This is a genomic window from Wolbachia endosymbiont (group A) of Paraperithous gnathaulax (assembly GCF_964028485.1).
Lineage (GTDB): Bacteria > Pseudomonadota > Alphaproteobacteria > Rickettsiales > Anaplasmataceae > Wolbachia > Wolbachia pipientis.
The window spans coordinates 1,175,509-1,200,076 of sequence record NZ_OZ034784.1; the positions used below are offsets into that span (position 1 = coordinate 1,175,509).

A 24,568-nucleotide genomic window follows, 5' to 3' on the forward strand; every position below is an offset into this window, starting at 1 on the left:
GCTCTAACACTAATACTATATCATTATATTAAAAATCCATTGAAACTAGTAGCACTTTAAGTTAAGATACATTATTTAATCCCGATAATGACAAATTGGCCATTTCAAGAAGCAGAAAAAATATTGCAAGAGTTTCCTAATAAAAAAGAAATAATATTTGAAACTGGTTATGGACCCTCTGGTTTACCCCACATAGGAACCTTTGGAGAGGTTTTCCGCACTACAGTTATTGTAAATGCATTAAAAAAAATAGCTCCTGGTATAAAAACCAAAATCATTGCAGTTTCAGATGATATGGATGGTTTGCGAAAAATACCAGATAATGTGCCAAATCAAGAGATGCTAAGAGAGCACTTAAATAAACCATTGACTATGATACCTGATCCATTTGGCACTCATCAGAGTTATGGTCATCATATGAATTCATTGTTGTGTAAATTTCTTGATATGTTTGAATTTGAATACGAGTTCAGGAGTGCAACAGAGTGTTATAAATCTGGCGTTTACGATGAAAAACTTTTACTCTTACTGAAAAATTATGATAAAGTGATGGACGTAATGCTTCCATCATTTCGGGAAGAAAGACAGCAGACTTATAGTCCATTCTTGCCAATATGCCCAAAAACTTCTCAAGTTTTACAAGTTCCAGTAATTGAAACAAATACAGAGAAAGGAACAATCACATATGAAGACCCAAACGGGGAAAAAATAGAAGTTCCAGTGACAAAAGGAAAATGTAAACTGCAATGGAAACCTGATTGGGGAATGAGGTGGGCCGCATTTGGAGTAAATTACGAAGCTCACGGAAAAGATTTAACTCCATCTGCTGTGCTTTCAAGTCAAATATGTGAAATACTTGGAGAAAAGCCACCACTTCTGTTTTGCTACGAGCTTTTCCTTGATAAAGAAGGAAAGAAAATATCAAAATCAAAAGGAAATGGCATTTCAATTGAAGAGTGGCTAACTTACGCACCAACAGAGAGCTTAGCATTGTACATTTTTCAGAGTCCTAAAAAAGCTAAACGTTTATATTTTGATGTGATACCAAAATCAACTGATGAATATTTAGAATTTGTAAAGCGTTATCATGAGAACAAAGAAAAGGATATAAATAATCCTGCTTGGCACATTCACCAGGGCAATGTTCCCAGTATAGAAACTTCAGGCATAAATTTCTCACTACTTTTAAACCTAGCAGCAGCTTGTAATGCTGAAAACAAAGAGATCCTATGGGGTTTTATATCCTCTTATGCACCAAACGTTACACCAGAAAATAATAAAATGCTTGATAGACTTTCAGACTTTGCAGTAAAGTATTATCACGATTTTATCAAGCCAACAAAATCATATAAAACTCCAAATGAAAAAGAAAAAGCAGCGTTACTAGATTTGAAGGACACTTTACATTCTCTATCTACAACTGCTACTGCTGAAGAAATTCAATCTCAGGTATTTTCTATTGGAAAAAAATACGATTACACCAACTTACGTGACTGGTTTCAGCTATTATATGAAACGTTACTTGGCCAAAAAACCGGTCCAAGAATGGGATCTTTCATAAAGCTTTACGGAATAGGTAATACGATTTCTCTCATAGAAAGCGCTACTAAATGTATACTTTAGAGTTTACCTCCTTTCATTTGAGCTCTTTAGTTTTAATAAGAATTCCTTGACAAACTCCGCCAGCCCACTTATCATGAAACTGAAGCTATTGTATTTGCTTTCGCCAATCTGCAGATTAAAAGGTAAGGATTACTTAATGTATCGGCGTCTTATGTTTAATTTTTTGCAGTATATAGATACTGTATGTCTTTACAAAACTTCATCTACATCTAGATTTTTATCTAAATAAGCTGAACGCGCTTATAAAGCGTTACAAGACATCAAAAAATGCCAATACTCGACAGAGATAGTAAAGGACTAGCTAACTCGGGGATTCTTTGTCTTTTTTTCTGCTTAGTAAATTTCTTAAACATTTGCAGCATAGGTTAGTTGCAATTAAAAGCAGCTAAATCTTGCTTGTCAAGCGTTTAAAACATAAAAAACGCCAATATTTTAAAGCAGATAATAACCCCAGGGCTTCTTTTGCCTTTTTTTTCGTTTGGTAAATTTCTTAATGTTTGTGGCTGAACGACAACCGTCATCCCGCTACTTGTTAGCGGGATCTCTTGTTAGCGGGATCTCTTGTTAGCGGCTGAGATACCGCGAATGAATCGCGGTATGACGGTTCGCGGCGGCATGACGATAAGGTTTATACCTTGTCATCCCAGTGCTTGACACTGGGATCCAGCTTTCTTTATAAATTCACCAAAAGTGCTTCATTCTATAACGCAAAACCCATACTCACCAAATCCAATGCATTACTTGCAATTAAGTTTCCTGGATCCCAGTGTCTGGGCACTGGGATGACACCATAGGAGGCTGCTTGGATGACAAAAAAAGGAGCACTGGAATGACAGCAATCTACGTCATACCGCGATTCATTCGCGGTATCTCTAGATCCCGCTAACAAGTAGCGGGATGACGGTTGTCGTTCAGCCACAAACATTAAGAAATTTACCAAATGAAAAAAAAGGCAAAAGAAACCCTGGGGTTATTATCCGCTTTAAAATATTGGCGTTTTTTATGTTTTAAACGCTTGACAAGCGAAATTCAGCTGCTTTTAATTGCAACTAACTTACGCTGCAAACGTTTAAGAAATTTACTAAGCAGAAAAAAAGACAAAGAATCCCCGAGTTAGCTAGTCTTTTACTATCTCTGTCGAGTATTGGCATTTTTTGATGTCTTGTAACGCTTTATAAGCGCGTTCAGCTTATTTAGATAAAAATCTAGATGTAGATGAAGTTTTGTAAAGACATACAGTATCTATATACTGCAAAAAATTGAACATAAGACGCCGATACATTAAGTAATCCTTACCTTTTAATCTGCAGATTGGCGAAAGCAAATACAATAGCTTCAGTTTCATGATAAGGGGGCTGGCGAAGGGTGTCAAGTAAGTTTCTATATAATATTTTCTAAAATAAATAGACTTCTCGCATCCAATTTTGGCAGCGCGCGACACACAACTGCAATGACAAGGTGTCGCAAGATAAACATCATATTCACACGAAGTACTTGACTTCACTTGTACTAAGAAGCATTTTATATATGTTGTGTGCCCGTAGCTCAGCTGGATAGAGCAACAGCCTTCTAAGCTGTGGGTCGTAGGTTCGAATCCCACCGGGCACACTCTTTTATCAATACTTTCTATAAATCTTCAAGTACTCTGGCACCACATTTTCAATTGCTAATGGTCGAACCTTCATTGTTTCAAGGTCAACTGACTTTTCGATTGAACTATTCATCATAACTTTCACCTGATCTTGAGTAAGCATAGGGTTCGTATCTCCGGTTATTGGTTTTAGCAGCATAGAAATAATTTTATTTTCTAAAAAGAAAGCTATTAACTTTGCCATTGGAAAAGATACATTGATCAACAAACACTTTCTGTTAGTAACATTCAGAATAAACTTCAATAAGCTTTTGAAAGAGTAAACCTTTGGTCCACCCATGTTATAAATTTTCTTGTCTTGCTTATTAAAACTGATAATACGATATACCACTTCAGCTAAGTCTGTTACACATATTGGCTGAAATTTAGTTGTTCCATTGCCAATTAGTGGTAAGAAAGGAAGAATAGTTGCTAATCTTGCAAATTTATTAAAGAAGTTGTCTTCTTTACCAAATACAAGGCTTGGCCTAATTATTATTGCTTTTTGAAATGCTGAAGTTACAGCTTTTTCACCTTCCAATTTACTTTTGGCATATTTTGACAACTTGCTATTTTCTATTCCCATAGCAGAAAAATGTATCATCATAGGTACATTTTTCATTTTTGCAGCTTTTGCTATCCTTTCAGCTATTTTAACGTGAACAGCGTAAAAATCGTGCTTTTTTGCTTCATATAATATTCCCACTAAGTTTATAGCTACATCACATTCTTCCATACCATCCAGAACTGATTTTTCATCAAAAAAATCGCCTTTAAATATTGATATTTGTCCTAAATTGCCACACAATTTTAAACAAGCAGCTTTTTCCTGATTACGAGTGAATATCTTTATTAAATATCCTTCTGCTGCCAAGCGTCTTACGATGTGTTTCCCTATAAACCCCGTTCCACCAAAAATAATTACACGTTTTGTCACAATTAAAGTTCCTAATAATTTGTTACTGTAAATTAATACAATGATTTCGCTTAATATTTTATTACGAATTCCCGTACAATAAGATCCATTTTCATTCCTCGTGAGCCTTTAACTAGAATTGCGTCATTATTCTGAATAATGTTAGCTAAATCACTTTTCAATTGATTAGAATCATTAAAATGCGTGCCTCTTATATTATCTGGCAAAAGCTCATGCAATTCTAACATAAATTTACCAACTGTATAAACTTTATCTATATTATTTTCTGTGATAATCTTAACCAAATCTGTATGAAACTCTATGCTTTCATCACCAAGTTCCAACATATCACCAAGCAAAGCTACTTTTCTCTGATTAGAATATGTACTCAAAGTTTTTATTGCAGTTTTCATCGAAGCAGGGCTGGCGTTATAGGAGTCATCAATTAAATGTATATATTTTTTATTGCATTTGACCTTATGAATATTGCCTCTACCTTTCGCTACACTAAAATTCTTAAGTGCAAGTGGTAATTTTGATAAATCAAGTCCGAGGCTTTGCACAACTGCTGCAACAGCAAGTAGCGAATAAGCAAAATGCTCACCTTGTACACGTAAATTACAGTTTATAATTTGATTATCACTCAGCCTGATTTTTAAACTTAATCTATTAGCAACTCGGTTTGATGTCATTCCAGCGCGTGACGCTGGAATCCAGTCTTTATTATACAACCGTCTGATATGCTCATTTGCAATTGAACTTCCTGGATCCAAGTAGTCAAGCACTGGGATGACAGAAGATAGTGCTGAAATGACAGAAGATTCATCGTTTCTTATTAAGTTTAGTAAACAAACTTCAGCATTTTTATCTTTACCGAAGCTTATTACATTTCTATTGGCGTGTGATGAGAGATAATCATAATATTTATTATCTCTGCTTAAAACCAAAGTACCGTTATTTTTCATACCATACAGAATTTCTAACTTCGCTTGTGCAACGTCAAATAGTGATGAAAAATTTTCAGTATGTGCAGGTTCGATGTTGGTAATAACTGCAATATTCGGATTACTAATTTTTGATAATTCTTTTATTTCACCAGCTTTATTCATTCCCATTTCAAGAATTAAGTACTGGCAGTTTTTTGGAGCTTTCAGAATTGTCAAAGGCAATCCTATATTATTATTTAAGTTACCTTCGTTTGCATGGGACACTCCATATTGCGATAAAACAGTATGCAGCATATCCTTTGTAGTGGTTTTCCCGACACTGCCTGTAACTGCAATAACTTTAGCATCAATAAGAACATTTCTAATGTAGTATGATGCCATATCGTGCAAAGCTTTCAGGGTATCTTGTACAATCATGAGAGGGAAACTTTTATATTTACCCTCACTCACTATTGCAGCGACAGCCCCTTTTAAAAACGCTTCATGCAAAAAATTATGGCCATCAAAATTCTTTCCCTTGAGGGCAATAAATAAATCACCTTTTTTTATGCTTCTTGTGTCCGTTGAAATATTTGAGCTATGTATCGAATTACAACCATTTACGTCTCTTCCGCCAGTTGCATCAATGATATTATTTGTGTTCCATTTAAACATAATTTAGAGTATTCTTTATAATAAATTGAACAATAAAAGTAGCGAAAATACTACATGTTTTAGACAATGTGCAAATAATGGTTGCAATCCCTATAATTCTATCTTATAATGGATATAGAAGTTTAAATTTTTTCGTCTATAATTAAAATGTATTTAGTTATAGAAACTACCTTGGAGGTATGTATGGCAGAATCTATTTGGGCTAAGATAGGCGGAGCAGTTAAAACAGGTGTAGAAGCTACAGGTCGGGTGTTTGCTCTTGTGCCTAAAGCACTTATTTACCCTATAAAGAAGCCGTTTGCTTCAACGGGTGAAATGAAACATGATGCTACAGTTTCGTTAAAGAAAGCTGTTGGTATAGATGTACCTGAAGAAGAAAGGGAATATGATCCACCTATAGAAACCACACAGGCTAGTAAGGATCTTGGTGTACAAATAACAGAGCAAAAGAAAGGGATAGGAAAGGTAAGTTTTTTAGTGTCAAGAACTCTGACGGGAGATATACCTTATTTGAATGATGAACAATTGAATAAAATAAAAGCACTAAAAAGTGAGTATTCAAACATCACTATACATAGAGAAGAAAATAAAATTGTAATTGAAGTTGATGTTAAAAAAATAATTGAAGACATTAAAACTGACTATAAAGGAAAGAGTCCAGAGGAGATAAAAAAGCTTGCTATTGAAGAAATTAAACAAAAAGTTGACGGTAACCTTAAAGATCTAGCAAAAATTACTGGTGGAGAATTTAAAGTTCACACAGACTTAAAATTGCTGTATGGTATTGCAGAAAAATTGTATAAGGAATATGATAATCAAAAGCAGTCATCAGACAAAGTTGTGAAGTCTGATGTTGGTCAGCCTTCAGAAACTATAGCTTCAGGTGAGAAAAAATGGGCGCAAGAAGCTATAAAAGCAGGTAAGTCGCAAAGTTGTGGAATGCAAAAATAAGTTATAGGGGAGTATTATGAGTGAAGCTAAAAAAATAGAGGAAAGACATCATAGTCTAACTGTTCCTGGGGATATGTATCACTTACAACCAGGAGTTATTACTGGAAAAAGGGTAAGTGGAATAGAACCCTTTTTGAAAGAACAGCAGGACATGGTAAAAGTAAGGGAACTTGTAAGCTCTTTAAATCTTGAAGATGCTTCTGGTGAAGCGATAAAACCACTATCTACACCTAATGTAGAGAAAAACGAAGAAAGAGGGAAAGGTCGCTCTTAAAATATGAGCAATGAAGTTTATGATAGCGATAACATCTTTGCTCAAATATTAAGAGGTGAGTTACCTTGTGAGAAGGTACATGAAAATGAAAATGTACTAGCTTTTCATGATAAGTACCCTGACGCACCAGTTCATATTTTAGTTATATCAAAAAATCAATATATTTCATATGATGATTTCATTCTAAAAGCTCCTGAAGAGGAAATAGCGGATTTCTTCAAAACTGTAAGAGAGATAGCACACAAATATAATCTAGAAAAAACAGGATATAGATTAGTCACTAACTACGGTGAAAATGGAGAGCAGGTTGTACCACACTTTCACGTGCATATTTTAGGTGGTAAAAAGTTAGGAAAGCATGTAAACTCATAGTGTTATATGTTTTGTTAAATGAGCGAATATTTAACCATAGTAATCTTTATCTGCGTATCAATTGTAGTATCTTTTGCTTTAGGTATATTGCCTATGTTTCTTGCAGTGAGTAAGCCAGATGGTGAAAAGCTTTCCACATATGAGTGTGGCTTCAATCCACTATCCAGTGCAAGGAAAAATTTTGACATTAAATTTTACCTAGTTTCAATATTATTTATAATATTTGACTTAGAAATTGCTTTTCTTTTTCCTTGGGCTGTTTCTTTATCTAAGATAAGCTATGGTGGATTTTGGTCTATGATGGTATTTCTTGCAATACTCACTATAGGTTTTATCTATGAATGGTGTAAAGGTGCATTAGAGTGGGAGTAGTTTATGACAAATCAAATTCTATCTAATGATAACTGGGGTCGTTATAAAAAAGAAGGGTTTCTTGTCACTAAATTTGGTGATTTAACAGATTATGTAATGAATTGGGCAAGGTCTGGTTCATTGTGGCCAATGACATTTGGTCTTGCATGTTGCGCAGTTGAGATGATGCATACTGCATCCAGCCGTTATGATCTTGATAGATATGGTATAATGTTTCGTGCAAGCCCACGTCAATCAGATGTGATGATTGTTGCTGGCACACTAACTAATAAAATGGCAGCAGCATTGCGCAAGGTTTATGATCAAATGGCAGACCCGAAGTATGTTATTTCCATGGGAAGTTGTGCAAATGGTGGTGGTTATTACCATTACTCTTATTCAGTAGTCCGAGGCTGTGATAGAATTGTGCCAGTTGACGTGTATGTCCCTGGATGCCCACCAACCGCTGAGGCGTTGCTATATGGAATGCTATGCCTACAAAACAAAATAAAACGGACTCGGAATGGATAAAACTGCAAAGTATATACAAAAAAAGACCAAATGCGAGTGCATTCAAAAAGATGATGGCATTATTGTAATATATTCAACTTTAGATGAAATTGAAAAGTACCTATTCTTTCTACGTGATGATGAAAAGTGTAGGTTTGAACTATTAGTTGATATTTTTGGGGTTGACTATCCAAATAGAGAGAAGCGTTTCGAGCTAATATACAATCTGCTCAGCATTGTGCATAATATTAGAGTACACATAAAGCTTCAGTTATGTGAAAGCGACATGCCTCCAAGTGTAGCGAAGATATTTAGTACGGCTTTGTGGTTTGAGCGTGAAGTGTTTGATATGTATGGAATAGAGTTTTCTGATCACCCTGATTTGCGTAGGATTCTAACAGACTATGGATTCAAAGGTCATCCAATGTTAAAAGATTTCCCTCTCACTGGTTATGAGGAAGTAAGATATGATATAGAGACAAAAAAGGTTGTGTATAATCCTATAGATTTACCGCAAGATTTTCGTATGTTTGATAGCTTATCGCCTTGGGAAGGTAAAACCATAAAAGTAAATACAAAGGAGTAGAAAATGACAGTACAAAGAAAAAAAATATCTTTAATCGGTGCAGGAAATATCGGTGGAACTCTCACCCATATGATTGCACTAAGGGAACTCGGTGATGTTGTTTTACTTGATATTAGTGATGGAATACCACAAGGTAAAACACTCGACATAGCAGAATCATCCCCTATTGATGGATTTAATGTCAATATTACTGGCACAAATAGGTATGAAGATATAAAAAACTCCGATGCAATTATAATAACCGCTGGCATCGCTAGAAAACCTGGAATGAGCAGGGATGACCTCCTGCAAACCAATGCTAAAGTAATGAAGGAGGTTGGCGAAAATATTAAAAAATATTCTCCAAACGCGTTTGTAATAGTGGTTACCAACCCTTTGGATGCCATGGTTTCAGTGGTGCATAAATTTTCAAACCTTCCAACTAATATGATTGTTGGCATGGCAGGAGTGCTTGATTCTTCCCGTTTTCGTTACTTTCTTGCAAGTGAGTTAAATATCTCAGTTGAAGATATATCTGCTTTTGTGCTTGGAGGACATGGCGACACTATGGTACCACTAATCAATTGTGCTTCAGTTGCTGGAGTTCCACTTACTCAAATTATCGATATGGGTCTTATCACACAGAAAAAAGTCGATGAAATAGTTGAACGCACTCGCAATGGCGGTAAAGAAATAGTTGATCTGCTTAAGTCTGGATCTGCATACTACGCTCCTGCATCTTCAGCTATATGCATGTTAGAATCATATTTAAAAGATAAGAGGCGCATATTACCATGTGCTGCTTACCTTAATGGTGAATATGGTGTAGAAGAGTTGTTTATTGGTGTTCCTGTAATTATTGGAAAAAACGGAATTGAAAAGATCCTAGAAGTTAAAATGAATGATAGTGAACAAGAAATCTTTAATAAGTCTGTAAACTCGGTGAGAGAGCTGGTGAAATCTTTAGGTTCATAAGCAAATTAATGGTTTTATAGAGCTTCTTTATAGCTCAAACAGCCTAAAAAAGTTGCTTGTGGTTACCTTCGCTACTTGTTCTGGTGACTCATTCCACAACTCTGCCAAACAATCAACAACGTATTTCACCATTGCTGGTTCATTCTTTTTTCCCCTATAAGGCTCAGGTGATAGATATGGTGCATCAGTTTCGACTAAAACACGCTCGCGTGGTACATTTTGTGCAATTTCTCTGAGTAAGCTCGCATTTTTAAAAGTAATAATTCCAGAAAATGAAATATATAACCCCAAATCTATAGATTGATAAGCAAGTTCTTTAGAGGAAGCAAAGCAGTGCATTACTCCACTAAAAGCACCGGCTTTCATTTCTGACCTTAACATATCGATCATCTCATTATCAGCGCTTCTTGTGTGAATAACTAAAGGTAGTCCAGTTATTCTTGACGCTTCTATATGTAATGCAAAACTTTTTTTCTGATTGTCTTTGTTGTCAGATTTATAAAAATCTAACCCGGTTTCACCGATACTAATTACCTTTTGGTTCTTGGTAAATTCAACTAATTCATCAACATGTATACACTCACCGTTTTCTATAGCAGCATCAAGCGGATGTATACCAACAGAGGAGTAGACCTGATCATAGGATGAAGAAATTTTTAATAACTTAGGAACATCGTCAATGCTTACGCATATGTTATGCAAAACCTTTACACCATTTTGCTCTGCCCTTGAAATTACTTTTGGTATTTCATCGTCAGAAAAATAAATCAAGTGGCAATGAGAATCTACTATCATGAGCTTATTGTTGAGGCTTTTATTATAGAAGAAAACTCTTCTATCACTGTTTTATAAACTTCTTTTTTAAATGATATAGCACTGGCTACTAAACTATCTATACCTTGCCAACGCCACTCTTTGAACTCTGGATGACCAGTATAATTAATATCAATGTCCTCATCCTCTCCGCAAAACTTCATTAAGAACCACCTTTGCTTTTGACCAGAATATTTTCCATTCCAGCATATTGGTATAACTTCTTCAGGCAAGTTGTAGTATATCCAATCCTTGCTTTTAGTTATAACCTTTACTTTATTAGTACCAACCTCCTCTAGCAACTCACGTAACGCTGCTTGTTCCAGTTCCTCACCATCATCAACACCTCCTTGTGGCATCTGCCAGTAAGAATCGCTATCAAAGCGTTTTCCAATAAAGGCATGTCCTTGTCTGTTAAATAGCATTATGCCAACACAAGGACGGTACTTATCTTTCTGCTCAACCACGAGTACGCTCTGTTTTTAAATGATTTGTTACAGAAGTTTTAATTAATTTTCCATTTTTTTCTTTCTTCATCTCTTCAACAATTTTCTTTGCAACTTCCTTTGCACTCAAGTTCGAGTTATCAATTTCAAGCGAACCCTCAGGTATAAATAGCCTTTTCCCTTCAATTTTCTTTATAGCAAAATCCGGATCAGTAATTTTATTTTCCTGATATCTCTCTTCTGATTGGACACGTCTTACTAGTTTTTCATTATTACAATGTAATACTACAGAAAAAATTTCCATGTCCATTTTTTTACTTAAATTTACCACTGAGTTATATAATCTTTGGTCATAGGGATCACCCTCTATCAATTCATTTGTAAATATATAATGTTTTGATTTTACGTAGTGTTTTTCCAGTATTGCTAATACATTTTCCCTAACTGCAAAAATTTTTTCCCATAGGTCATCTGGAACTTCAGCGTTTTGTAATTTAACAATATCAAATATAATATTATTGAATAGATTATTGCTTACTATTACTGCACCAATGATTTTACACAGTTCCTTTGCAGTAGTAAACTTACCACTGCCTGGAAAGCCGATTAAGTAGATGAGAGTCTTGCCCATAATGAATACTAGTAAAAAGCTATTTTCAATTATATAAAAAGTATATACATTGTACATGCTAAAAACATGATGATAAAATAGATGCAGGTAATACCTTTAACAAGTAGTTGCGTTGAAAATAGTTCATATTTAGAAATTTTGAGTATATAATTATAAATGAATCATATAACCTGTAAACAATGCTTAGCGATATGGAATCGATAAGAAGTACAATTGAAGAGATAATAGATCAAAATAAAGGTCATGATATAGTAACTTTTGATGTGCAGAATAAAACCGTTATTGCAAAATATATGATTATTGCATCTGGTGATTCAAGCCGTCACGTTAAAGCTTTAGCTGAGCACGTAATAAAAAGCCTCAAGCCACATGATAAAATAGATGTAGAAGGTATGGATGAAGGCAATTGGGTAGTTTTGAATTTTCAAGGCATAATGGTTCACATATTCAGGCCGGAAGTAAGGGAGTATTATAAAATAGAAGAGTTATGGAACTGATTGCCTGGATAGCTGGTGCACAACTGCACAAACGTTGTAATTTTGAAGGCAACTCCTGCACAGGTAGTGGTGTCATGAAAGTAGCTGACACTGGAATCCAGTTTTTCATGCAATTTCATCGGAAACGTTGTATAGTGTGCTTGTTTATAATTAAGTTCCAGTGTCTGGGCACTGGCTTCTCTATTAGGGTTACCTTCGGCATTAATGACAGGATAGACTGGGGTTTATAAAATGAAACACGCATCTGAATTTTTAAATTTCATCCAAGAAAGAGGGTACCTATACCAATGCACAAACATTGAAGGACTAGATCAATTATTATTGCAGAGCAATTATATAGTTGCATACATTGGGTTTGATTGCACAGCACCAAGTCTTCATGCTGGTCACCTAATTCAGATTATGATGCTCTGTCACCTACAAAAATTTGGTTATAAGCCGATAGTCTTACTTGGAGGTGGCACAACAAAAATTGGTGACCCATCCTTCAAAGATAAAGCAAGAAGCATCTTGCCTGTAGAGAACATCAATCAAAATACATCCAGTATAAGGAGAATATTAGAGAAAATGGTGTCTTTTAATGACAGCAAGACTGGTGCAATGATAGTAAATAACGCAGATTGGTTGGATAACATAAAATACATAGATTTTTTGCGTGATATAGGAGCTTATTTTTCTGTAAATCGTATGCTAAGTTTTGATAGTGTGAAAACCAGGCTGGATAGAGAGCAAACCTTAAGCTTTCTAGAATTTAATTACATGCTATTGCAAGCTTACGACTTTATTGAATTAAACAAAAAATATGATTGTCGTCTGCAGATTGGAGGGTCAGACCAGTGGGGAAATATAGTAAACGGAATTGAACTTGGAAAAAAGTTGAATTTACCTGAGCTATTTGGCCTTACCATGCCTCTTTTATTAAATGCACAAGGAAAAAAAATGGGCAAAACTGAAAGTGGAGCAGTGTGGCTTGATGATAATATGCTAAAGCCTTACGACTACTGGCAATATTTTCGCAACGTTGATGATCAAGATGTTGGACGTTTTTTAAGATTGCTCACTGATGTGCCAATTGATGAGATTAGAAAATTAGAGTCTTTAAAGGATCAAGAAATAAATGAAGCAAAAAAGGTCTTGGCAACAGAAGTGACAAAAATATGTCATGGTGACAAAGAAGCGGAACTTGCACAATTTGCTGCAATTTCTGCTTTTGAGAATGAAGATAGCTCACTACTTCCTGATTACATCATAAAAAAAGAACAAGTTGCAAGCGGCATATCCTTAGTAGACCTACTACATGACACCGGTTTTGAACCTTCAAAAGGCGCTGCAAAGCGTTTAATACAGGGCAACGGATGCAAGATTAATGATAATGTTGTAAACAATATTGATCATGTAATAAATTTCGAAAGCTTTAAAGATCAGCCATTTATAAAATTATCTGCAGGAAAGAAACGCCATATAAAAGTTGTGGTAGATTAGGTCTCGAAGTAAGAAAACAAATTTTATACAAGTGAGAAATTAGATATGGAGCAAATTTTCAAAATTCGAGAATTATGTATAAAACAACTGGAAAGATAGTAGAAAGCGAAATTCTATTATATATAGCTAAAGTGGCTTAGGTTTACCTACAATTTGAAAAACAACAAATTCGTCATTCCGCTACTCATTAGCGGAATCTATACCGCGAATGAATCCATAACTGTACGGACATTGCAATTTGGGCCTACCAGGAGGGCAATGCCTCTTATCCAAGTACCCTCTTCTTGTCATCCCAGTGCTTGACACTGGGATGGCTTTGTTGCATAGCAACTGAAAAAATCTGGTGGCTACTGACAAAATTCATTATAAAATAGCCATTTAACCTTGAAAGAAAAAATATGCCACAAAAAATGAGGGTCAGTAACCATAGCGAATATAACAAATTTCTAGAAAAAAGAGGAAATATTTTTCATTATATCAACGAAGCCATAGAAAAGTGGTACGAGAATGGTCCAAAAATACCAGGTGGCAACAATATTTATAGCGATAAAGTTGTAATTTTGGTGCACATAATAACTTGTTTATTTAGAATAGGCCTGAGGCAAACAGTTGGGTTTATAGCAGGATACCTTGAGCAAATTGGGAAAAATTTGCAAGTTATCAGCTATTCACAATCATCAAGAAGGTTTAAGAAACTCAATATTAAGATCAATGATTGCAGAATTGATAAAAATAATATGGAAGATATCGAAATTGCTATAGACAGTACAGGAATTAGTATATACAACAACACTCCTGGTCATAGCAAAGAAAATAGCGAAGATAGAAAGTATCGCAGCTATGAACAGACAAGAAAATTGCATGTAATGTTGAATACAAACAGCAAAAAAGCCATAGCTGTAAAATACAGTAACGGTGTCTACTCTGATCACTATGGAGCTTGTGATTTGCTAAAAGAAGTCGATTTTCAGTATGTCATAAAAGTACTATATGCAGATAGGGCATATGACAGAGAAAAGCTCTATAAGCTGTGTAATCAATATGGTATAAAAACGAAAATTCCTCCGAAAAACAACGCAGCAGAGCATCCAAAGTTAGACTATATGGCTGAGAGAAATTCTGCAGTCAAGCTCATAAAGTCATATGATGAAGATGGTATAAAGAAGTGGAAAAAAGAGATGAGTTATGGAAAAAGATCTTATATAGAAGGTTTTTTCTCGCGATTAAAAAAGACATTTGGATTTAGTTTTAGGAACAAATCTGAAATGAATCGTGAGAGGGAACTGCTACTCAAATGTTATTTGCTTAACAAATTTACTGAAATAGGCATGGCTAAATTTGAGATAGCTTCATAAATTTATTGTGCGTTACCTACTATCCGAAGAGAGATGCAACAAAGCCCACTGGGATCCAGGAATTTTATTAAGTTGGTAAGTATAAAAGTAGCCGTTTTATGTTAAAACACAACGTTCTTGATGAGATTACGGCAAGGCTGGATTCCAGTGTCAGCTACTTTCATGACACCATTTGCTGTGCAATTTACCTTCAAAAATGAATGTTCATACAGTTATGGAATGAATCGCGGTATGACGTAGGGAAACCTTTCTTGAGTTAGCTATAGCACTATAAAATTGTCCGCAGGGCCATATAAAAGTCGTGGTGAGTTAATAAATTTTTATGGAAGAAAGGATATATTAGAAAATTGAGGGTTTTAAAGGAGGTAAAAATGAGACTGTATTATAAAGATATCACAGGTCTTATCAAAGAACCCTACCGCTCCAGAGGAAGGGATTATTTTGACAAAAGAAAGGTACAGATTATATCTGTTAATGAATCTCAAGCTAAATCAAAGGTAGTTGGATCAAATGTATATCGAGTAACACTAAAGCACGATGGTCCTCTTTTGAGTGGAACATGTTCCTGTCCTGCATTTGTGTATTATGGTCCATGTAAGCATATGGCTGCAACAGGTTTTGCTTTGGTTGCACTTGATAGAAAGGAGTATCGATCGTCTGCGCGCCCAGATGAACAGACTCTCTTTGAAAGGTTTTACTAAGAAAAACAAAGCAAGAGCTAATTTCAATAATTACTCGTTCCAGTAAACATTATCCTGAGATTTTTGAAGAACTAGAGGATAAAGAATATGAGCAATTTATTCAAAGTGAACTTTCAAAATCCGAGAATTATGTATAAAACAACCGGAAAGATGGTGAGATCAGGTAATCTATGGCTAAGACGTCATACCGCCGCGGTATCTCTTAGCCGCTAACACGTAGCGGGATGACGAGATGCCACCACGAACCGTCATACCGCGCGATTCATCCGCGGTATCTCTTAGCATAGATCCCGCTAACAAGCAGCGGGATGACGGTTGTCGTTTAGCTATAAACATTAAGAAATTTACCAAACGAAAAAAAAGGCAAAAAAAGCCCCATGATTGGCTAATTACTTACATTATACTTTCAAGTATGGCGTTTTTTTATTCTAAACACTTAATAACCGCGATTCAGCTACTTTTAAACCGCAACTAATCTAAATTATAAACGTTAAGAAATTTACTAAACAGAAAAAAGGCAAAAGAAACCCTAGGGTAGCTAGTTATTCACTATCCATTTTTTAAGTTGGCGTTTTTTTATGTTTTAAACGCTTTATAAGCGCGTTTCAGCTTATGTAGGTAGAAATTTTATAAGACATAAGGTGCACATAGTGCAAAAAATTAAACATGATACGCCAGATACGTGAGTTTTTTTGTCATTTAATCTGTACAGAGAAGATAAATAAATAGCTTCAGTGTTTATGATAAGGGGGCTGGCGGAGTTTGTCAAGTGGTTTTTTAGCCACGTTTCCCTGTTATAATGTTCGTTTGCTTGACCTAAGATCCGGGAGTATTTAAACTGAACTCTATATAGTGTTAAAAATGATAGGAAATCTAAGCGGAATAGTTGATGAAGTGCGCAGTGATCACATAATCCTGAATGTGAATGATGTTGGCTATATGGTGTATCTTTCAGCCAAAACTTTAAGTGCTTGTGCAATTGGAAGTAGAATCAAATTACTTATCGAAACCTATGCAAATAACAGAGAAAACACTACTCAGCTATATGGTTTTATAAGCGAAGAAGAACAGCAGTGCTTGAGGTTGCTAGTTAAAGTAAGCGGCGTTAGCTATAAAACTGCAATGTCAATTTTGGGCAAATTAACTCCAGAACAGCTATTTTTGGCAATTATGAATGAAGATAAAGTAGCACTCAAGATGAGCGGACTTGGCCTGAAACTCATAAATCGAATCATCACTGAATTGAGTGGCAAAGTGAGTAAACTAGAAATAAATAACAATAATTTTCATCCAATTAATGAAGATGCCCTTTCAGCATTGATCAATCTTGGGTATGAAAAAATGAAAGCTTATGATACGATAAAAAAATACAGGCCAAATCTGGACACTAAGGATATTATTCGCATGGCGCTTAAGGAGCTTTCAATACTATGAAATCAATATCGTGCGGTAAAGAATATACTGAAGATGTGCACAATATCAACATCAGGCCTGAACAACTTGATGATTTTGTCGGGCAAAAAGACTTAATACAAAATTTAAAAGTGTTTATAAACGCTGCACAGACGAGAACTGAAGCTTTAGATCACGTTTTATTATATGGTCCTCCAGGGCTTGGCAAAACAACTTTAGCACAAATTGTTTCTAAAGAATTAAGAGTTAGCTTTCGCGCAACTTCTGGTCCTTTACTTAGTAAAGCTGGAGATTTGGCCGCAGTGCTTACCACTTTAAATGCAAAAGATGTTCTATTTATCGACGAAATTCATAGATTAAATCGCAGCATCGAAGAAGTTTTATATACTGCTATGGAAGATTTTTGCCTGGACATATTAGTAGGTGAAGGTCCATCTACTCGCACTTTAAGGATAGATCTACCACCATTTACGCTAATTGGAGCAACAACACGGCTTGGATTACTTTCTGCGCCACTCAGAGATCGTTTTGGCATTCCTTTGCATCTTGAGTTTTATTCCTTTGAGGAGCTGGTTAATATTATAAAAAGAGGCGCAAGAGTTCTTTCTGCTGAAATTGAAGAGGATGCAGCACGGGAAATTGCCTGCCGTGCGCGCGGCACTCCAAGAATTGCTTTGAGGTTACTCAGAAGAATAAGGGATTTTGTTGAAGTGAAAGATGATAAAAAAATTACTTATGAAGTCGCTGATTCTGTATTACTAAAATTGGGTGTAGATAAAATGGGACTCAATAAACTTGATATGAATTATCTAAGATTTTTATTCAACACTTCAGGCCCTGTTGGAATTGACACCATATCTATTGCGCTATCCGAAGATGTTGGCAATATTGAAGAAACAGTAGAACCTTATTTAATCAAAATTAGTTTTGTAAAGCGCACACCAAGAGGGCGCGTTCTAACCGATCAAGCAAAGGAGTATTTGAGCTTTCAACATTAAACATCATAATTTATATTGACTAATTGGCGTGGTATCTATATGCTAACATTTATATATTAAAAATAATGGAGGCATATATGTTAACTAATAGCACTGAAACTGTATCTTTAATTGAAACTTCTTCTAATCTAAATATCAGTCCTTCTGATAATAATTCGATTTCGGATACTAAAAATGTACCTAAATCAACACTAGATGAGAATGTACCTAAATACGTCACTCCTAATAATGCAGAAGAATGGAATGAGTTCTTTATAATGCAGAACAACACTTCTACTAATACCACTAATAAAAAGAAACCAAAACCTTATATTCATAAGGATAGTAATGGTATATGTACATATACTGCTCGGGATGAGAATAAATATGGTGGTAAGAACATTATAGGCAAAATTGCTGAACAAATTAAAGAAGAGATATCTAAAAATATAGAAAATAATGATATAGAATTTATAAAACTTAAAGAAAGCAAAAATGAAGATAATATTATTGAGCCTGCCGTAAGAATTGCGATAGGTAGTAATACAAAAGAAATAAGCATGAGTGACATTCTAAATAACGATTTGTGTAAACAATATGGCGTGAAAGCAATTACATTATTGCTACCTCAAAGTAAAGCAAGGGGGCTACGTTGCCGGGTTGATGAACATGGAACAAGAATTTATGAAGTAGCTAATGGGTCATATCAAATGACTTTAAAGTGGAATGCTCAAGGAAAAGAATGTAATATTAAAATTAATATTCATGATAATGGCTCCGTAGAACTTATTGAGGGTAATGGTGTTACTATGGAGCAATTAGCTGCACATAAAGAAGTAAAAGTAGGAAGGCAATATGAAGCAAAGCCTTTACATGAAGTGTTAGCATCACAATTGCCACAAACACAATTACAACAAAGCTCTGAAGAAGTAAAATTTTTGGAGCAGCATTCAACAAATGTAGAAGACTTGAGCGGCGCATCACAAAAGCATCAAGCTCCTGCTGCTTCAAAATAGGTAAAGTAGTGAAAATTCAGTATAAGTTGCTTGCATCTGCAAGTAACTTATACTTTTATGATGAGCAACACAATACTACCAAGAAATTTCTACGAGCGGCCAACTTTGGTTGTAGCCGGGGAGTTACTAGGAAAGATGCTGAAATTTTCTAACTTTAGTGGAATAATAACCGAAGTTGAAGCCTATATAGGAATGAGTGACCCAGCTTGTCATGCAGCTAAGGGTTATACTAACCGAACCTCAGTAATGTTTGGTATGCCGGGGTTTTCATATGTGTACTTTATATATGGAATGTATTACTGTTTAAATATTGTAACAGAAGCAGAAGGGTTCCCAGCAGCAGTGTTAATACGGGGATTAAAGCTCATTGAACCGCTTGAGGCAAATTTAGGTGGGCCAGGAATATTGTGTAAAAGATTAAATATTACAAAAGAACATAACAAACAGGACCTTACTATAAGCCACGAATTTTGTGTTTATGAATCTCACCTCAAACCAGATTATGTGTGCACTCCGAGAATCGGAATTAGTAAAGGCCAAGAGAAATTTTGGCGGTTTAAAAACTTAAGATCTTGCGTAGACTATTTGCCAATTGGATAATCACCAGTGAAACAAGCATCACAATATTGTGGTGTAGCATTGTTACGCACTTCTCCTTTAACAGCCTGATATAATCCATCAATACTCAAGAAGGCTAGGCTATCTACTCCTATAACTTCCTTAATTTCCTCTACAGATTTATTTGCAGCAATTAAATCTTTGCACTCTGGCGTATCTATTCCATAAAAACAAGAATGCTTAATTGGTGGGCTTGAAATTTTGAGGTGAATCTCTTTTACTCCTGCATCCTTTAGCATAACTATTATATTTGTTAACGTACTACCACGCACTATACTATCATCTATTAAAATTATGTTTTTACCTTTCAAAGTGTGCTTATTAGCATTGAATTTTAATTTTATTCTAACTTTACGTACTTCAGCGGTTGGTTGTATAAAAGTTCTTCCTATGTAATGATTACGAATTATTCCCAGTTCCATAGGTAATCCTGAATGCTTTGCATATCCAATAGCTGCAGGTATTCCAGAATCAGGTATTGGTACAACCATATCTACATTGTTTTTTGGTGGGCTCTCTTCTGCAAGTATTCTTCCTATTTCTTTTCTTGTATCGTATATAGACCTATTCTCCATTATGCTGTCTGGTCTTGAAAAATAAACGTATTCAAAAATACAAAAACTTGATTTTTGCTGTGGGAAAGGAAACATTGAGGCTAGCTTACTACCCGAACTGATGGTAACTAATTCGCCTGGTTCTATTTCTCTAACAAACTCTGCATTTATTATATCAAGAGCACAAGTTTCAGATGCAAGAACGTAAGAACCGTTTAACTTTCCTAAAACAAGAGGCCTGATTCCAGATGAATCACGTACTCCAATAACTACTTCTTGATTGATTGCAACAAAAGAATAAGCACCTTGTATTTGCTTTAATGCATATATAAAACTCTCTAAAAAGCTATCTTTTTCACCGCTTGCTGTCAGATGCACTACTACTTCTGTATCAATATCTGACTGAAAAACGCACTCTTGTTTAATCAATTGTTCGCGTATCGGAGAAATATTAATTAAATTACCATTATGTGCTATGGCGAAATCCCCAAATTTGCCACTTTTGCTAAACATGGGCTGCACTCCAAATTTATTACCACTTGTTGAGTATCGAACATGACCTATTGCACAATCTCCAGGTAAGGATTTCTTTATTTCATCTATATCATCAAATACGCTGCTCACTTGACCTTGAAAGTGATAAGAGTGCAGCTTATCGTTGTTACTGGTTACTACGCCAAAAGACTCTTGACCTCTATGCTGCAAAGCGTGGAGAGCAAGTATAGAGTTAAAAGCAGCACTTTGGTTGCAACTTATGCCAAATACCCCACATTCCTCACGCATTTCATCTAGCATAAAAACTATTAAGTAAAATTTAATTTTACTTTAGCATAGGTAAAATACAAGCATTTTGTTGTTCATCTGCTTTTATTGCCAGCAATAATCCTATGCATATTAAGCTTGCAGCAGTTGTACTTCCTCCATAGGACAGAAATGGCAATGGGTCGCCTATCACAGGTAAGAGGCCCATTGTCATTCCGATGTTTATAAAGAAATGAGCACTAAAAAAGGCGAAAATGCCGATAGATACCGACTTAGAAAAATAATTTTTCGACCTATAAGCGATAGAGAAAATTATGCCAAGTAATGAGGTATAAAGCAAAATTAAAGCCATGCTACCTAAAAATCCCCATTCCTCACTCAGCACTGCAAAAGCAAAATCTGTACGTTTCTCCGGCAAAAATCCAAGTTGAGTTTGACTTCCGTTAACAAAGCCCTTACCAAGCAAACCTCCTGAACCAATAGCTATCTGAGATTGCTGCGCATTATAACCTATTCCAAGTGGATCCACTGATGAATCCAAAAACGACAATATCCTTTGCTTGTGATAAGGACGTAAAAAAGGCCAAATAGCCGGTACTGCAAAAATGCCAAGCGTTCCACATATTACCGAATGAGATCTTTTTATTATTGCTGTGAATATAATTGATATCCCTATAAATAACATTATCACAGCTGTGCCTAAATTAGGTTGCTTTAACACCAAGAACACGGGTAAGAAAATAATTATAAGTGCCTTAAGCAATCTTTTAAATTCCATCATTTTATATACACTCTGCTTATCAAAATAGCGAGCAAGCGCAAGTATTAAGCCTACTTTTGCAAATTCTGATGGTTGCAAACTAATTGATCCAATTCTTATCCACCTTGTTGCACCCATTATGTGTGAGCCAAAAAAATTCACTACTAATAGCGAAATCACTGCTGCTACATAAAAAAAGTAGGCGTGCTTCAAATAAAAATCTAGCTCTATGAATGACATAGCTATAGCAAGTAGGAAAAAGAAGGAGAATATGACCAGTTGGTGAATCGCAAATGGCACCCACTTTCCTCCAGCAGAAGAGTATTGAACAACAATGCCAACGCAAAACAGCGCTATCACGTTAATGACTAACAACCAATGAATCTTCTTCAGTCTATCCACAATAAAGACCTTATAACCTTAAAGTATAGTAAAATATGAAACAAAGATAAAAATCAAAAAACCAACTTCTCAACTACTAACCGAATTGGAGTGCTATATATTCCAGTTACTACTGTTAAAACTGCCATAAACAATAGACAGAAAAGCATAGGAAATGGCACATCATTAATTTTGTCCGGTGTCATTCCAGTGCGTGACGTTGCATCATTTTCAAAATACATTTTCTCTACCATCTTCCACATATATATCAATGCAAGGAAAGAGCCAGCAGCAAATGTTACAAGGGAAATCCACGCATGAGATTCGATAATTGCTTTCATTATATACCACTTGCTTACAAAGCCATTTGTTAAAGGCACACCGATTAATGCTAAACTGAGTAGAGTGAACGCAAGTGCTGTATAAGGCATTGATTTCTTGAGTCCCGATAAATTCTCTATTTTTGTTGTATCAAATTTGTAAGAAATACATCCTGCAGCCATAAATAAAGATGTTTTTATTATGCTGTGGTTTACTATGTGAAGAATTGCTGCAAATACACCTGTTTTTGAGTTAAAACTCAGTGCTAAAATTATATAACCAATTTGGCTAATACTAGAGTGAGCAAGCAGTCTTTTTATGTCTTTTGCGGTTATTGCAAATATCGACCCAAATATAACAGCGCAAAGTGCGAGGATAATTATCACGTTGCTTAGTGATGGTTTAAATAAGAAGAAATTTTGATGAAAAACAGTATAAAAGATTCTGATGAAAACATATATCATCACTTTTGTCACTGTGCCTGAAAAGAATATGCTAATGAAACTTGGCGCCTCACTATATGCATTAACCAGCCACCTGCTTAATGGAAACAGTGCCATTTTGATTGAGAGACCAATAAAAATGAACAACGTGCCAAGTTTTATGATGTTGTTATCGTGTAATGGAACTATTCTTTCAGCCATGTCAGACATATTGAGCGTTCCAGTCATTGAATACAAGAGCCCGATGCCAAATAAATAAAATGTTGCGCCTATTGTTCCACTAATTAGATATTCAAATGCTGCAACCAAGGCTTTTTTATCCCTTCCCATTGAAACTAATACATAAGAAGAAAGAGATGAAATTTCCAAGAAAACGTAAAGGTTAAATATGTCGTTTGTTACTAGAATCCCGAACAGTCCGCTTAAGCACAGTAGAAATAGAGAGTAAAAACCAGTGATTTTGTTTTTGCTAATTTCTTTTTCGTTAATATAAAAGCTATAAAGCACGCTAATCAGCGCTATAAAATTCACCAAAGTTAGAATCAAGGAGTTCAACACGTCGATTCTTAACTCTATGCCGTACGGGGGAGCCCAATCCCCAAGGTGATAAGTTATAATTTCGCCTTTATATGTTTTAATGAGTAGTATTGATGAAATGATAAGAGTGATTGTTGTTGCAATAAAAGAAATAAACCAAGATACCTTGTGTTTCTTGGCAAGAAAGCAAAACATTGATGCAATTATTGGGATAATAACTTGTAAAATTGGTAATTGCATTAAATTGTTGTTAATATATCGTTAAAGTATTAGTATATATAATACTTTTTGTTTTAATACCCTTATGTTATCTAAAATTTATAACGCAATAAAACGCCTATTACGAAGAGAAGATAAATTTGTAGGAAGAGATGAAAATGGAAATTCTTACTATGAATCAAGTAAAGGAAAAAGGTGGGTTATGTATAGCAGTGTCTCTGAGCCTACAACAGTGCCTCCGGAATGGCATATATGGCTTCACTATACTGATAATGTAGTACCAGTTAATAATAAAAAAAGAAAAGTAAAACATACTCCTAATTTAACGGGTACAAAAGATGCATACTATCCAAACCAAAAAGTGAAAAATTACTATAAAAGCTGGAGTCCTGATAACTAAAGATGCGAAGGTCAAATATACTTGAAATAACCGCTGGATTATTTGTATTAATTTTCACTATTTTTCTGATTTTCTTTGCTATTGATAAGCTATCTTACATAAAGAAAAACTATAAGGATTGCAATAAAATATATGGTCTTTTTGCTAACGCTAACGGTATAGGAGTTGGTGATAGTGTCAAGATCTCTGGTGTAGATGTTGGAAGCATAACTGGTGTATCACTTGACAAAGCTACCTACGTAGCACGAATCGATATGTGTATAAGCAAAGACATAAAATTGCCAATTGATAGTTCAGCTCTGATCACTAGCAGTGGAGTTGTTGGCAGTAAATTTGTTAATATATCACCTGGATCAGATATTAAACTAATCTTGCATGGTGGTAAAATAGAGTATACTCAAGCTGAAGCAAATATGGGTGGAATAATGGACAGAATTCTTGGTATGTTTACAAAGTGAAAATGGCAGGATTCCA

At 35.1% G+C, this 24,568-nt stretch carries 30 protein-coding genes and 1 tRNA gene; 22 read left to right on the plus strand and 9 right to left on the minus strand.

Features of this window, described 5'->3' with window-relative positions; translation table 11 throughout:
- Positions 1 to 87 precede the first annotated feature (87 nt).
- The 4 genes from ABWU74_RS06185 (at position 88) to ABWU74_RS06200 (ending at position 3,231) form a co-directional block, all read left to right on the plus strand.
- A complete protein-coding gene (locus ABWU74_RS06185) occupies positions 88 to 1,623 on the plus strand; it encodes a lysine--tRNA ligase (protein ID WP_010082403.1) in 1,536 nt (511 codons plus the stop codon).
- Between the two features lie 635 nt (positions 1,624 to 2,258).
- Positions 2,259 to 2,417, plus strand: coding sequence for a hypothetical protein (locus ABWU74_RS06190; RefSeq protein WP_353289290.1), 159 nt, complete (start codon positions 2,259 to 2,261; stop codon positions 2,415 to 2,417).
- A 146-nt stretch (positions 2,418 to 2,563) separates the two neighbouring features.
- On the plus strand, positions 2,564 to 2,740 hold the full coding sequence (locus ABWU74_RS06195; protein WP_353289251.1) for a hypothetical protein: 177 nt from the start codon (positions 2,564 to 2,566) through the stop codon (positions 2,738 to 2,740).
- A 417-nt stretch (positions 2,741 to 3,157) separates the two neighbouring features.
- A tRNA-Arg gene (locus tag ABWU74_RS06200) sits at positions 3,158 to 3,231 on the plus strand.
- 8 nt (positions 3,232 to 3,239) lie between these two features.
- Here the strand turns inward: ABWU74_RS06200 and ABWU74_RS06205 are convergent.
- Positions 3,240 to 4,190 (minus strand): complex I NDUFA9 subunit family protein, encoded by a 951-nt coding sequence (locus ABWU74_RS06205; RefSeq protein ID WP_010082395.1) that lies wholly within the window; start codon positions 4,188 to 4,190, stop codon positions 3,240 to 3,242.
- Between the two features lie 50 nt (positions 4,191 to 4,240).
- On the minus strand, positions 4,241 to 5,770 hold the full coding sequence (locus ABWU74_RS06210; protein ID WP_209472528.1) for a UDP-N-acetylmuramoyl-tripeptide--D-alanyl-D-alanine ligase: 1,530 nt from the start codon (positions 5,768 to 5,770) through the stop codon (positions 4,241 to 4,243).
- Between the two features lie 183 nt (positions 5,771 to 5,953).
- Between ABWU74_RS06210 and ABWU74_RS06215 the strand changes: the two genes are divergently transcribed.
- From ABWU74_RS06215 to mdh, 7 genes are read left to right on the plus strand one after another with little or no spacing between them, the layout of a single operon-like run.
- Positions 5,954 to 6,721: a hypothetical protein gene (locus tag ABWU74_RS06215; RefSeq protein WP_353289291.1), complete on the plus strand. Its 768-nt coding sequence runs from the start codon at positions 5,954 to 5,956 to the stop codon at positions 6,719 to 6,721.
- Positions 6,722 to 6,737: 16 nt separating this feature from the next.
- Complete coding sequence (locus tag ABWU74_RS06220) at positions 6,738 to 6,995, plus strand: hypothetical protein (RefSeq protein WP_006279579.1); 258 nt, start codon at positions 6,738 to 6,740, stop codon at positions 6,993 to 6,995.
- Positions 6,996 to 6,998: 3 nt separating this feature from the next.
- Positions 6,999 to 7,367, plus strand: coding sequence for an HIT domain-containing protein (locus ABWU74_RS06225; protein WP_010082356.1), 369 nt, complete (start codon positions 6,999 to 7,001; stop codon positions 7,365 to 7,367).
- Between the two features lie 18 nt (positions 7,368 to 7,385).
- Complete coding sequence (locus ABWU74_RS06230; protein WP_006279576.1) at positions 7,386 to 7,739, plus strand: NADH-quinone oxidoreductase subunit A; 354 nt, start codon at positions 7,386 to 7,388, stop codon at positions 7,737 to 7,739.
- A 3-nt stretch (positions 7,740 to 7,742) separates the two neighbouring features.
- Positions 7,743 to 8,249 (plus strand): NuoB/complex I 20 kDa subunit family protein, encoded by a 507-nt coding sequence (locus tag ABWU74_RS06235; protein WP_353289292.1) that lies wholly within the window; start codon positions 7,743 to 7,745, stop codon positions 8,247 to 8,249.
- Positions 8,242 to 8,814 carry an NADH-quinone oxidoreductase subunit C gene (locus ABWU74_RS06240; RefSeq protein WP_006279573.1) on the plus strand — a complete coding sequence of 191 codons (573 nt, stop codon included), beginning with the start codon at positions 8,242 to 8,244 and terminating at the stop codon, positions 8,812 to 8,814. Before ABWU74_RS06235 ends, ABWU74_RS06240 begins: the two co-directional genes overlap by 8 nt.
- A 3-nt stretch (positions 8,815 to 8,817) precedes the next feature.
- Entirely contained in the window at positions 8,818 to 9,768 is a 951-nt protein-coding gene (mdh, locus tag ABWU74_RS06245) for a malate dehydrogenase (RefSeq protein WP_353289293.1), read from the plus strand.
- A 27-nt stretch (positions 9,769 to 9,795) separates the two neighbouring features.
- Here the strand turns inward: mdh and ABWU74_RS06250 are convergent, their stop codons facing one another.
- From ABWU74_RS06250 to ABWU74_RS06260, 3 genes are read right to left on the minus strand one after another with little or no spacing between them, the layout of a single operon-like run.
- Entirely contained in the window at positions 9,796 to 10,563 is a 768-nt protein-coding gene (locus tag ABWU74_RS06250) for a TatD family hydrolase (protein WP_010082353.1), read from the minus strand.
- Entirely contained in the window at positions 10,560 to 11,006 is a 447-nt protein-coding gene (locus ABWU74_RS06255) for an RNA pyrophosphohydrolase (protein ID WP_007548581.1), read from the minus strand. The genes ABWU74_RS06250 and ABWU74_RS06255 overlap by 4 nt, the downstream gene beginning before the upstream one ends.
- Positions 11,007 to 11,040: 34 nt before the next feature.
- Positions 11,041 to 11,658: an AAA family ATPase gene (locus tag ABWU74_RS06260; protein WP_022626414.1), complete on the minus strand. Its 618-nt coding sequence runs from the start codon at positions 11,656 to 11,658 to the stop codon at positions 11,041 to 11,043.
- Positions 11,659 to 11,837: 179 nt separating this feature from the next.
- On the opposite strand from ABWU74_RS06260, the gene rsfS reads away from it, so the two are divergent.
- The 3 genes from rsfS to tyrS are packed head-to-tail and all read left to right on the plus strand — an operon-like array spanning position 11,838 to position 13,637.
- Entirely contained in the window at positions 11,838 to 12,155 is a 318-nt protein-coding gene (gene rsfS / locus ABWU74_RS06265) for a ribosome silencing factor (RefSeq protein WP_006279567.1), read from the plus strand.
- Entirely contained in the window at positions 12,146 to 12,385 is a 240-nt protein-coding gene (locus ABWU74_RS06270; protein WP_010963049.1) for a hypothetical protein, read from the plus strand. Before rsfS ends, ABWU74_RS06270 begins: the two co-directional genes overlap by 10 nt.
- 1 nt (position 12,386) lies before the next feature.
- Positions 12,387 to 13,637 (plus strand): tyrosine--tRNA ligase, encoded by a 1,251-nt coding sequence (gene tyrS / locus ABWU74_RS06275; protein WP_007548582.1) that lies wholly within the window; start codon positions 12,387 to 12,389, stop codon positions 13,635 to 13,637.
- A 180-nt stretch (positions 13,638 to 13,817) separates the two neighbouring features.
- Here tyrS and ABWU74_RS06280 read toward each other — a convergent pair whose 3' ends face one another.
- Positions 13,818 to 13,994 (minus strand): hypothetical protein, encoded by a 177-nt coding sequence (locus ABWU74_RS06280; protein WP_264705856.1) that lies wholly within the window; start codon positions 13,992 to 13,994, stop codon positions 13,818 to 13,820.
- Positions 13,995 to 14,035: 41 nt separating this feature from the next.
- On the opposite strand from ABWU74_RS06280, the gene ABWU74_RS06285 reads away from it, so the two are divergent.
- The 6 genes from ABWU74_RS06285 to ABWU74_RS06310 all read left to right on the plus strand — a co-directional run bounded on the left by ABWU74_RS06285 (position 14,036) and on the right by ABWU74_RS06310 (position 19,699).
- Positions 14,036 to 14,992 carry an IS5 family transposase gene (locus tag ABWU74_RS06285; RefSeq protein WP_338482730.1) on the plus strand — a complete coding sequence of 319 codons (957 nt, stop codon included), beginning with the start codon at positions 14,036 to 14,038 and terminating at the stop codon, positions 14,990 to 14,992.
- 371 nt (positions 14,993 to 15,363) lie between these two features.
- Positions 15,364 to 15,693 (plus strand): SWIM zinc finger domain-containing protein, encoded by a 330-nt coding sequence (locus ABWU74_RS06290; RefSeq protein ID WP_007548583.1) that lies wholly within the window; start codon positions 15,364 to 15,366, stop codon positions 15,691 to 15,693.
- An 861-nt stretch (positions 15,694 to 16,554) separates the two neighbouring features.
- The gene (ruvA, locus tag ABWU74_RS06295) at positions 16,555 to 17,127 is read left to right on the plus strand and encodes a Holliday junction branch migration protein RuvA (RefSeq protein ID WP_209472514.1); all 573 of its coding nucleotides are present in this window, start codon (positions 16,555 to 16,557) and stop codon (positions 17,125 to 17,127) included.
- Complete coding sequence (ruvB, locus tag ABWU74_RS06300) at positions 17,124 to 18,104, plus strand: Holliday junction branch migration DNA helicase RuvB (RefSeq protein WP_264705936.1); 981 nt, start codon at positions 17,124 to 17,126, stop codon at positions 18,102 to 18,104. Before ruvA ends, ruvB begins: the two co-directional genes overlap by 4 nt.
- Before the next feature lie 77 nt (positions 18,105 to 18,181).
- A complete protein-coding gene (locus tag ABWU74_RS06305) occupies positions 18,182 to 19,099 on the plus strand; it encodes a hypothetical protein (RefSeq protein WP_353289294.1) in 918 nt (305 codons plus the stop codon).
- 60 nt (positions 19,100 to 19,159) lie between these two features.
- Positions 19,160 to 19,699, plus strand: coding sequence for a DNA-3-methyladenine glycosylase (locus ABWU74_RS06310; protein ID WP_038199418.1), 540 nt, complete (start codon positions 19,160 to 19,162; stop codon positions 19,697 to 19,699).
- Here ABWU74_RS06310 and purF read toward each other — a convergent pair.
- Genes purF through ABWU74_RS06325 form a run of 3 tightly spaced genes read right to left on the minus strand, consistent with a single transcriptional unit; the run spans position 19,681 to position 23,715 of the window.
- Positions 19,681 to 21,066, minus strand: coding sequence for an amidophosphoribosyltransferase (purF, locus tag ABWU74_RS06315; RefSeq protein ID WP_010082377.1), 1,386 nt, complete (start codon positions 21,064 to 21,066; stop codon positions 19,681 to 19,683). The genes ABWU74_RS06310 and purF overlap by 19 nt on opposite strands.
- Before the next feature lie 25 nt (positions 21,067 to 21,091).
- Positions 21,092 to 22,195: a rod shape-determining protein RodA gene (rodA, locus tag ABWU74_RS06320; RefSeq protein WP_253303503.1), complete on the minus strand. Its 1,104-nt coding sequence runs from the start codon at positions 22,193 to 22,195 to the stop codon at positions 21,092 to 21,094.
- Positions 22,196 to 22,248: 53 nt separating this feature from the next.
- Positions 22,249 to 23,715: a proton-conducting transporter membrane subunit gene (locus ABWU74_RS06325; protein ID WP_264705939.1), complete on the minus strand. Its 1,467-nt coding sequence runs from the start codon at positions 23,713 to 23,715 to the stop codon at positions 22,249 to 22,251.
- Positions 23,716 to 23,779: 64 nt separating this feature from the next.
- On the opposite strand from ABWU74_RS06325, the gene ABWU74_RS06330 reads away from it, so the two are divergent.
- Positions 23,780 to 24,094, plus strand: a complete 315-nt coding sequence (locus tag ABWU74_RS06330) for an NADH-ubiquinone oxidoreductase subunit NDUFA12 family protein (RefSeq protein WP_209472502.1) — start codon at positions 23,780 to 23,782, stop codon at positions 24,092 to 24,094.
- Positions 24,095 to 24,096: 2 nt separating this feature from the next.
- Complete coding sequence (locus ABWU74_RS06335; protein ID WP_010082331.1) at positions 24,097 to 24,552, plus strand: outer membrane lipid asymmetry maintenance protein MlaD; 456 nt, start codon at positions 24,097 to 24,099, stop codon at positions 24,550 to 24,552.
- The last annotated feature ends 16 nt before the right edge of the window (positions 24,553 to 24,568 follow it).

Coding starts and splice junctions, on each gene's coding strand:
- ABWU74_RS06185 (WP_010082403.1), top strand. CDS start 88: ATGACAAATTGGCCATTTCAAGAAGCAGAAAAAATATTGCAAGAGTTT.
- ABWU74_RS06195 (WP_353289251.1), top strand. CDS start 2,564: ATGAAAAAAAAGGCAAAAGAAACCCTGGGGTTATTATCCGCTTTAAAA.
- ABWU74_RS06210 (WP_209472528.1), bottom strand. CDS start 5,770: ATGTTTAAATGGAACACAAATAATATCATTGATGCAACTGGCGGAAGA.
- ABWU74_RS06215 (WP_353289291.1), top strand. CDS start 5,954: ATGGCAGAATCTATTTGGGCTAAGATAGGCGGAGCAGTTAAAACAGGT.
- ABWU74_RS06220 (WP_006279579.1), top strand. CDS start 6,738: ATGAGTGAAGCTAAAAAAATAGAGGAAAGACATCATAGTCTAACTGTT.
- ABWU74_RS06225 (WP_010082356.1), top strand. CDS start 6,999: ATGAGCAATGAAGTTTATGATAGCGATAACATCTTTGCTCAAATATTA.
- ABWU74_RS06230 (WP_006279576.1), top strand. CDS start 7,386: ATGAGCGAATATTTAACCATAGTAATCTTTATCTGCGTATCAATTGTA.
- ABWU74_RS06235 (WP_353289292.1), top strand. CDS start 7,743: ATGACAAATCAAATTCTATCTAATGATAACTGGGGTCGTTATAAAAAA.
- ABWU74_RS06240 (WP_006279573.1), top strand. CDS start 8,242: ATGGATAAAACTGCAAAGTATATACAAAAAAAGACCAAATGCGAGTGC.
- mdh (WP_353289293.1), top strand. CDS start 8,818: ATGACAGTACAAAGAAAAAAAATATCTTTAATCGGTGCAGGAAATATC.
- ABWU74_RS06250 (WP_010082353.1), bottom strand. CDS start 10,563: ATGATAGTAGATTCTCATTGCCACTTGATTTATTTTTCTGACGATGAA.
- ABWU74_RS06255 (WP_007548581.1), bottom strand. CDS start 11,006: ATGCTATTTAACAGACAAGGACATGCCTTTATTGGAAAACGCTTTGAT.
- ABWU74_RS06260 (WP_022626414.1), bottom strand. CDS start 11,658: ATGGGCAAGACTCTCATCTACTTAATCGGCTTTCCAGGCAGTGGTAAG.
- rsfS (WP_006279567.1), top strand. CDS start 11,838: ATGCTTAGCGATATGGAATCGATAAGAAGTACAATTGAAGAGATAATA.
- ABWU74_RS06270 (WP_010963049.1), top strand. CDS start 12,146: ATGGAACTGATTGCCTGGATAGCTGGTGCACAACTGCACAAACGTTGT.
- tyrS (WP_007548582.1), top strand. CDS start 12,387: ATGAAACACGCATCTGAATTTTTAAATTTCATCCAAGAAAGAGGGTAC.
- ABWU74_RS06285 (WP_338482730.1), top strand. CDS start 14,036: ATGCCACAAAAAATGAGGGTCAGTAACCATAGCGAATATAACAAATTT.
- ABWU74_RS06290 (WP_007548583.1), top strand. CDS start 15,364: ATGAGACTGTATTATAAAGATATCACAGGTCTTATCAAAGAACCCTAC.
- ruvA (WP_209472514.1), top strand. CDS start 16,555: ATGATAGGAAATCTAAGCGGAATAGTTGATGAAGTGCGCAGTGATCAC.
- ruvB (WP_264705936.1), top strand. CDS start 17,124: ATGAAATCAATATCGTGCGGTAAAGAATATACTGAAGATGTGCACAAT.
- ABWU74_RS06305 (WP_353289294.1), top strand. CDS start 18,182: ATGTTAACTAATAGCACTGAAACTGTATCTTTAATTGAAACTTCTTCT.
- ABWU74_RS06310 (WP_038199418.1), top strand. CDS start 19,160: ATGAGCAACACAATACTACCAAGAAATTTCTACGAGCGGCCAACTTTG.
- purF (WP_010082377.1), bottom strand. CDS start 21,066: ATGCTAGATGAAATGCGTGAGGAATGTGGGGTATTTGGCATAAGTTGC.
- ABWU74_RS06325 (WP_264705939.1), bottom strand. CDS start 23,715: ATGCAATTACCAATTTTACAAGTTATTATCCCAATAATTGCATCAATG.
- ABWU74_RS06330 (WP_209472502.1), top strand. CDS start 23,780: ATGTTATCTAAAATTTATAACGCAATAAAACGCCTATTACGAAGAGAA.
- ABWU74_RS06335 (WP_010082331.1), top strand. CDS start 24,097: ATGCGAAGGTCAAATATACTTGAAATAACCGCTGGATTATTTGTATTA.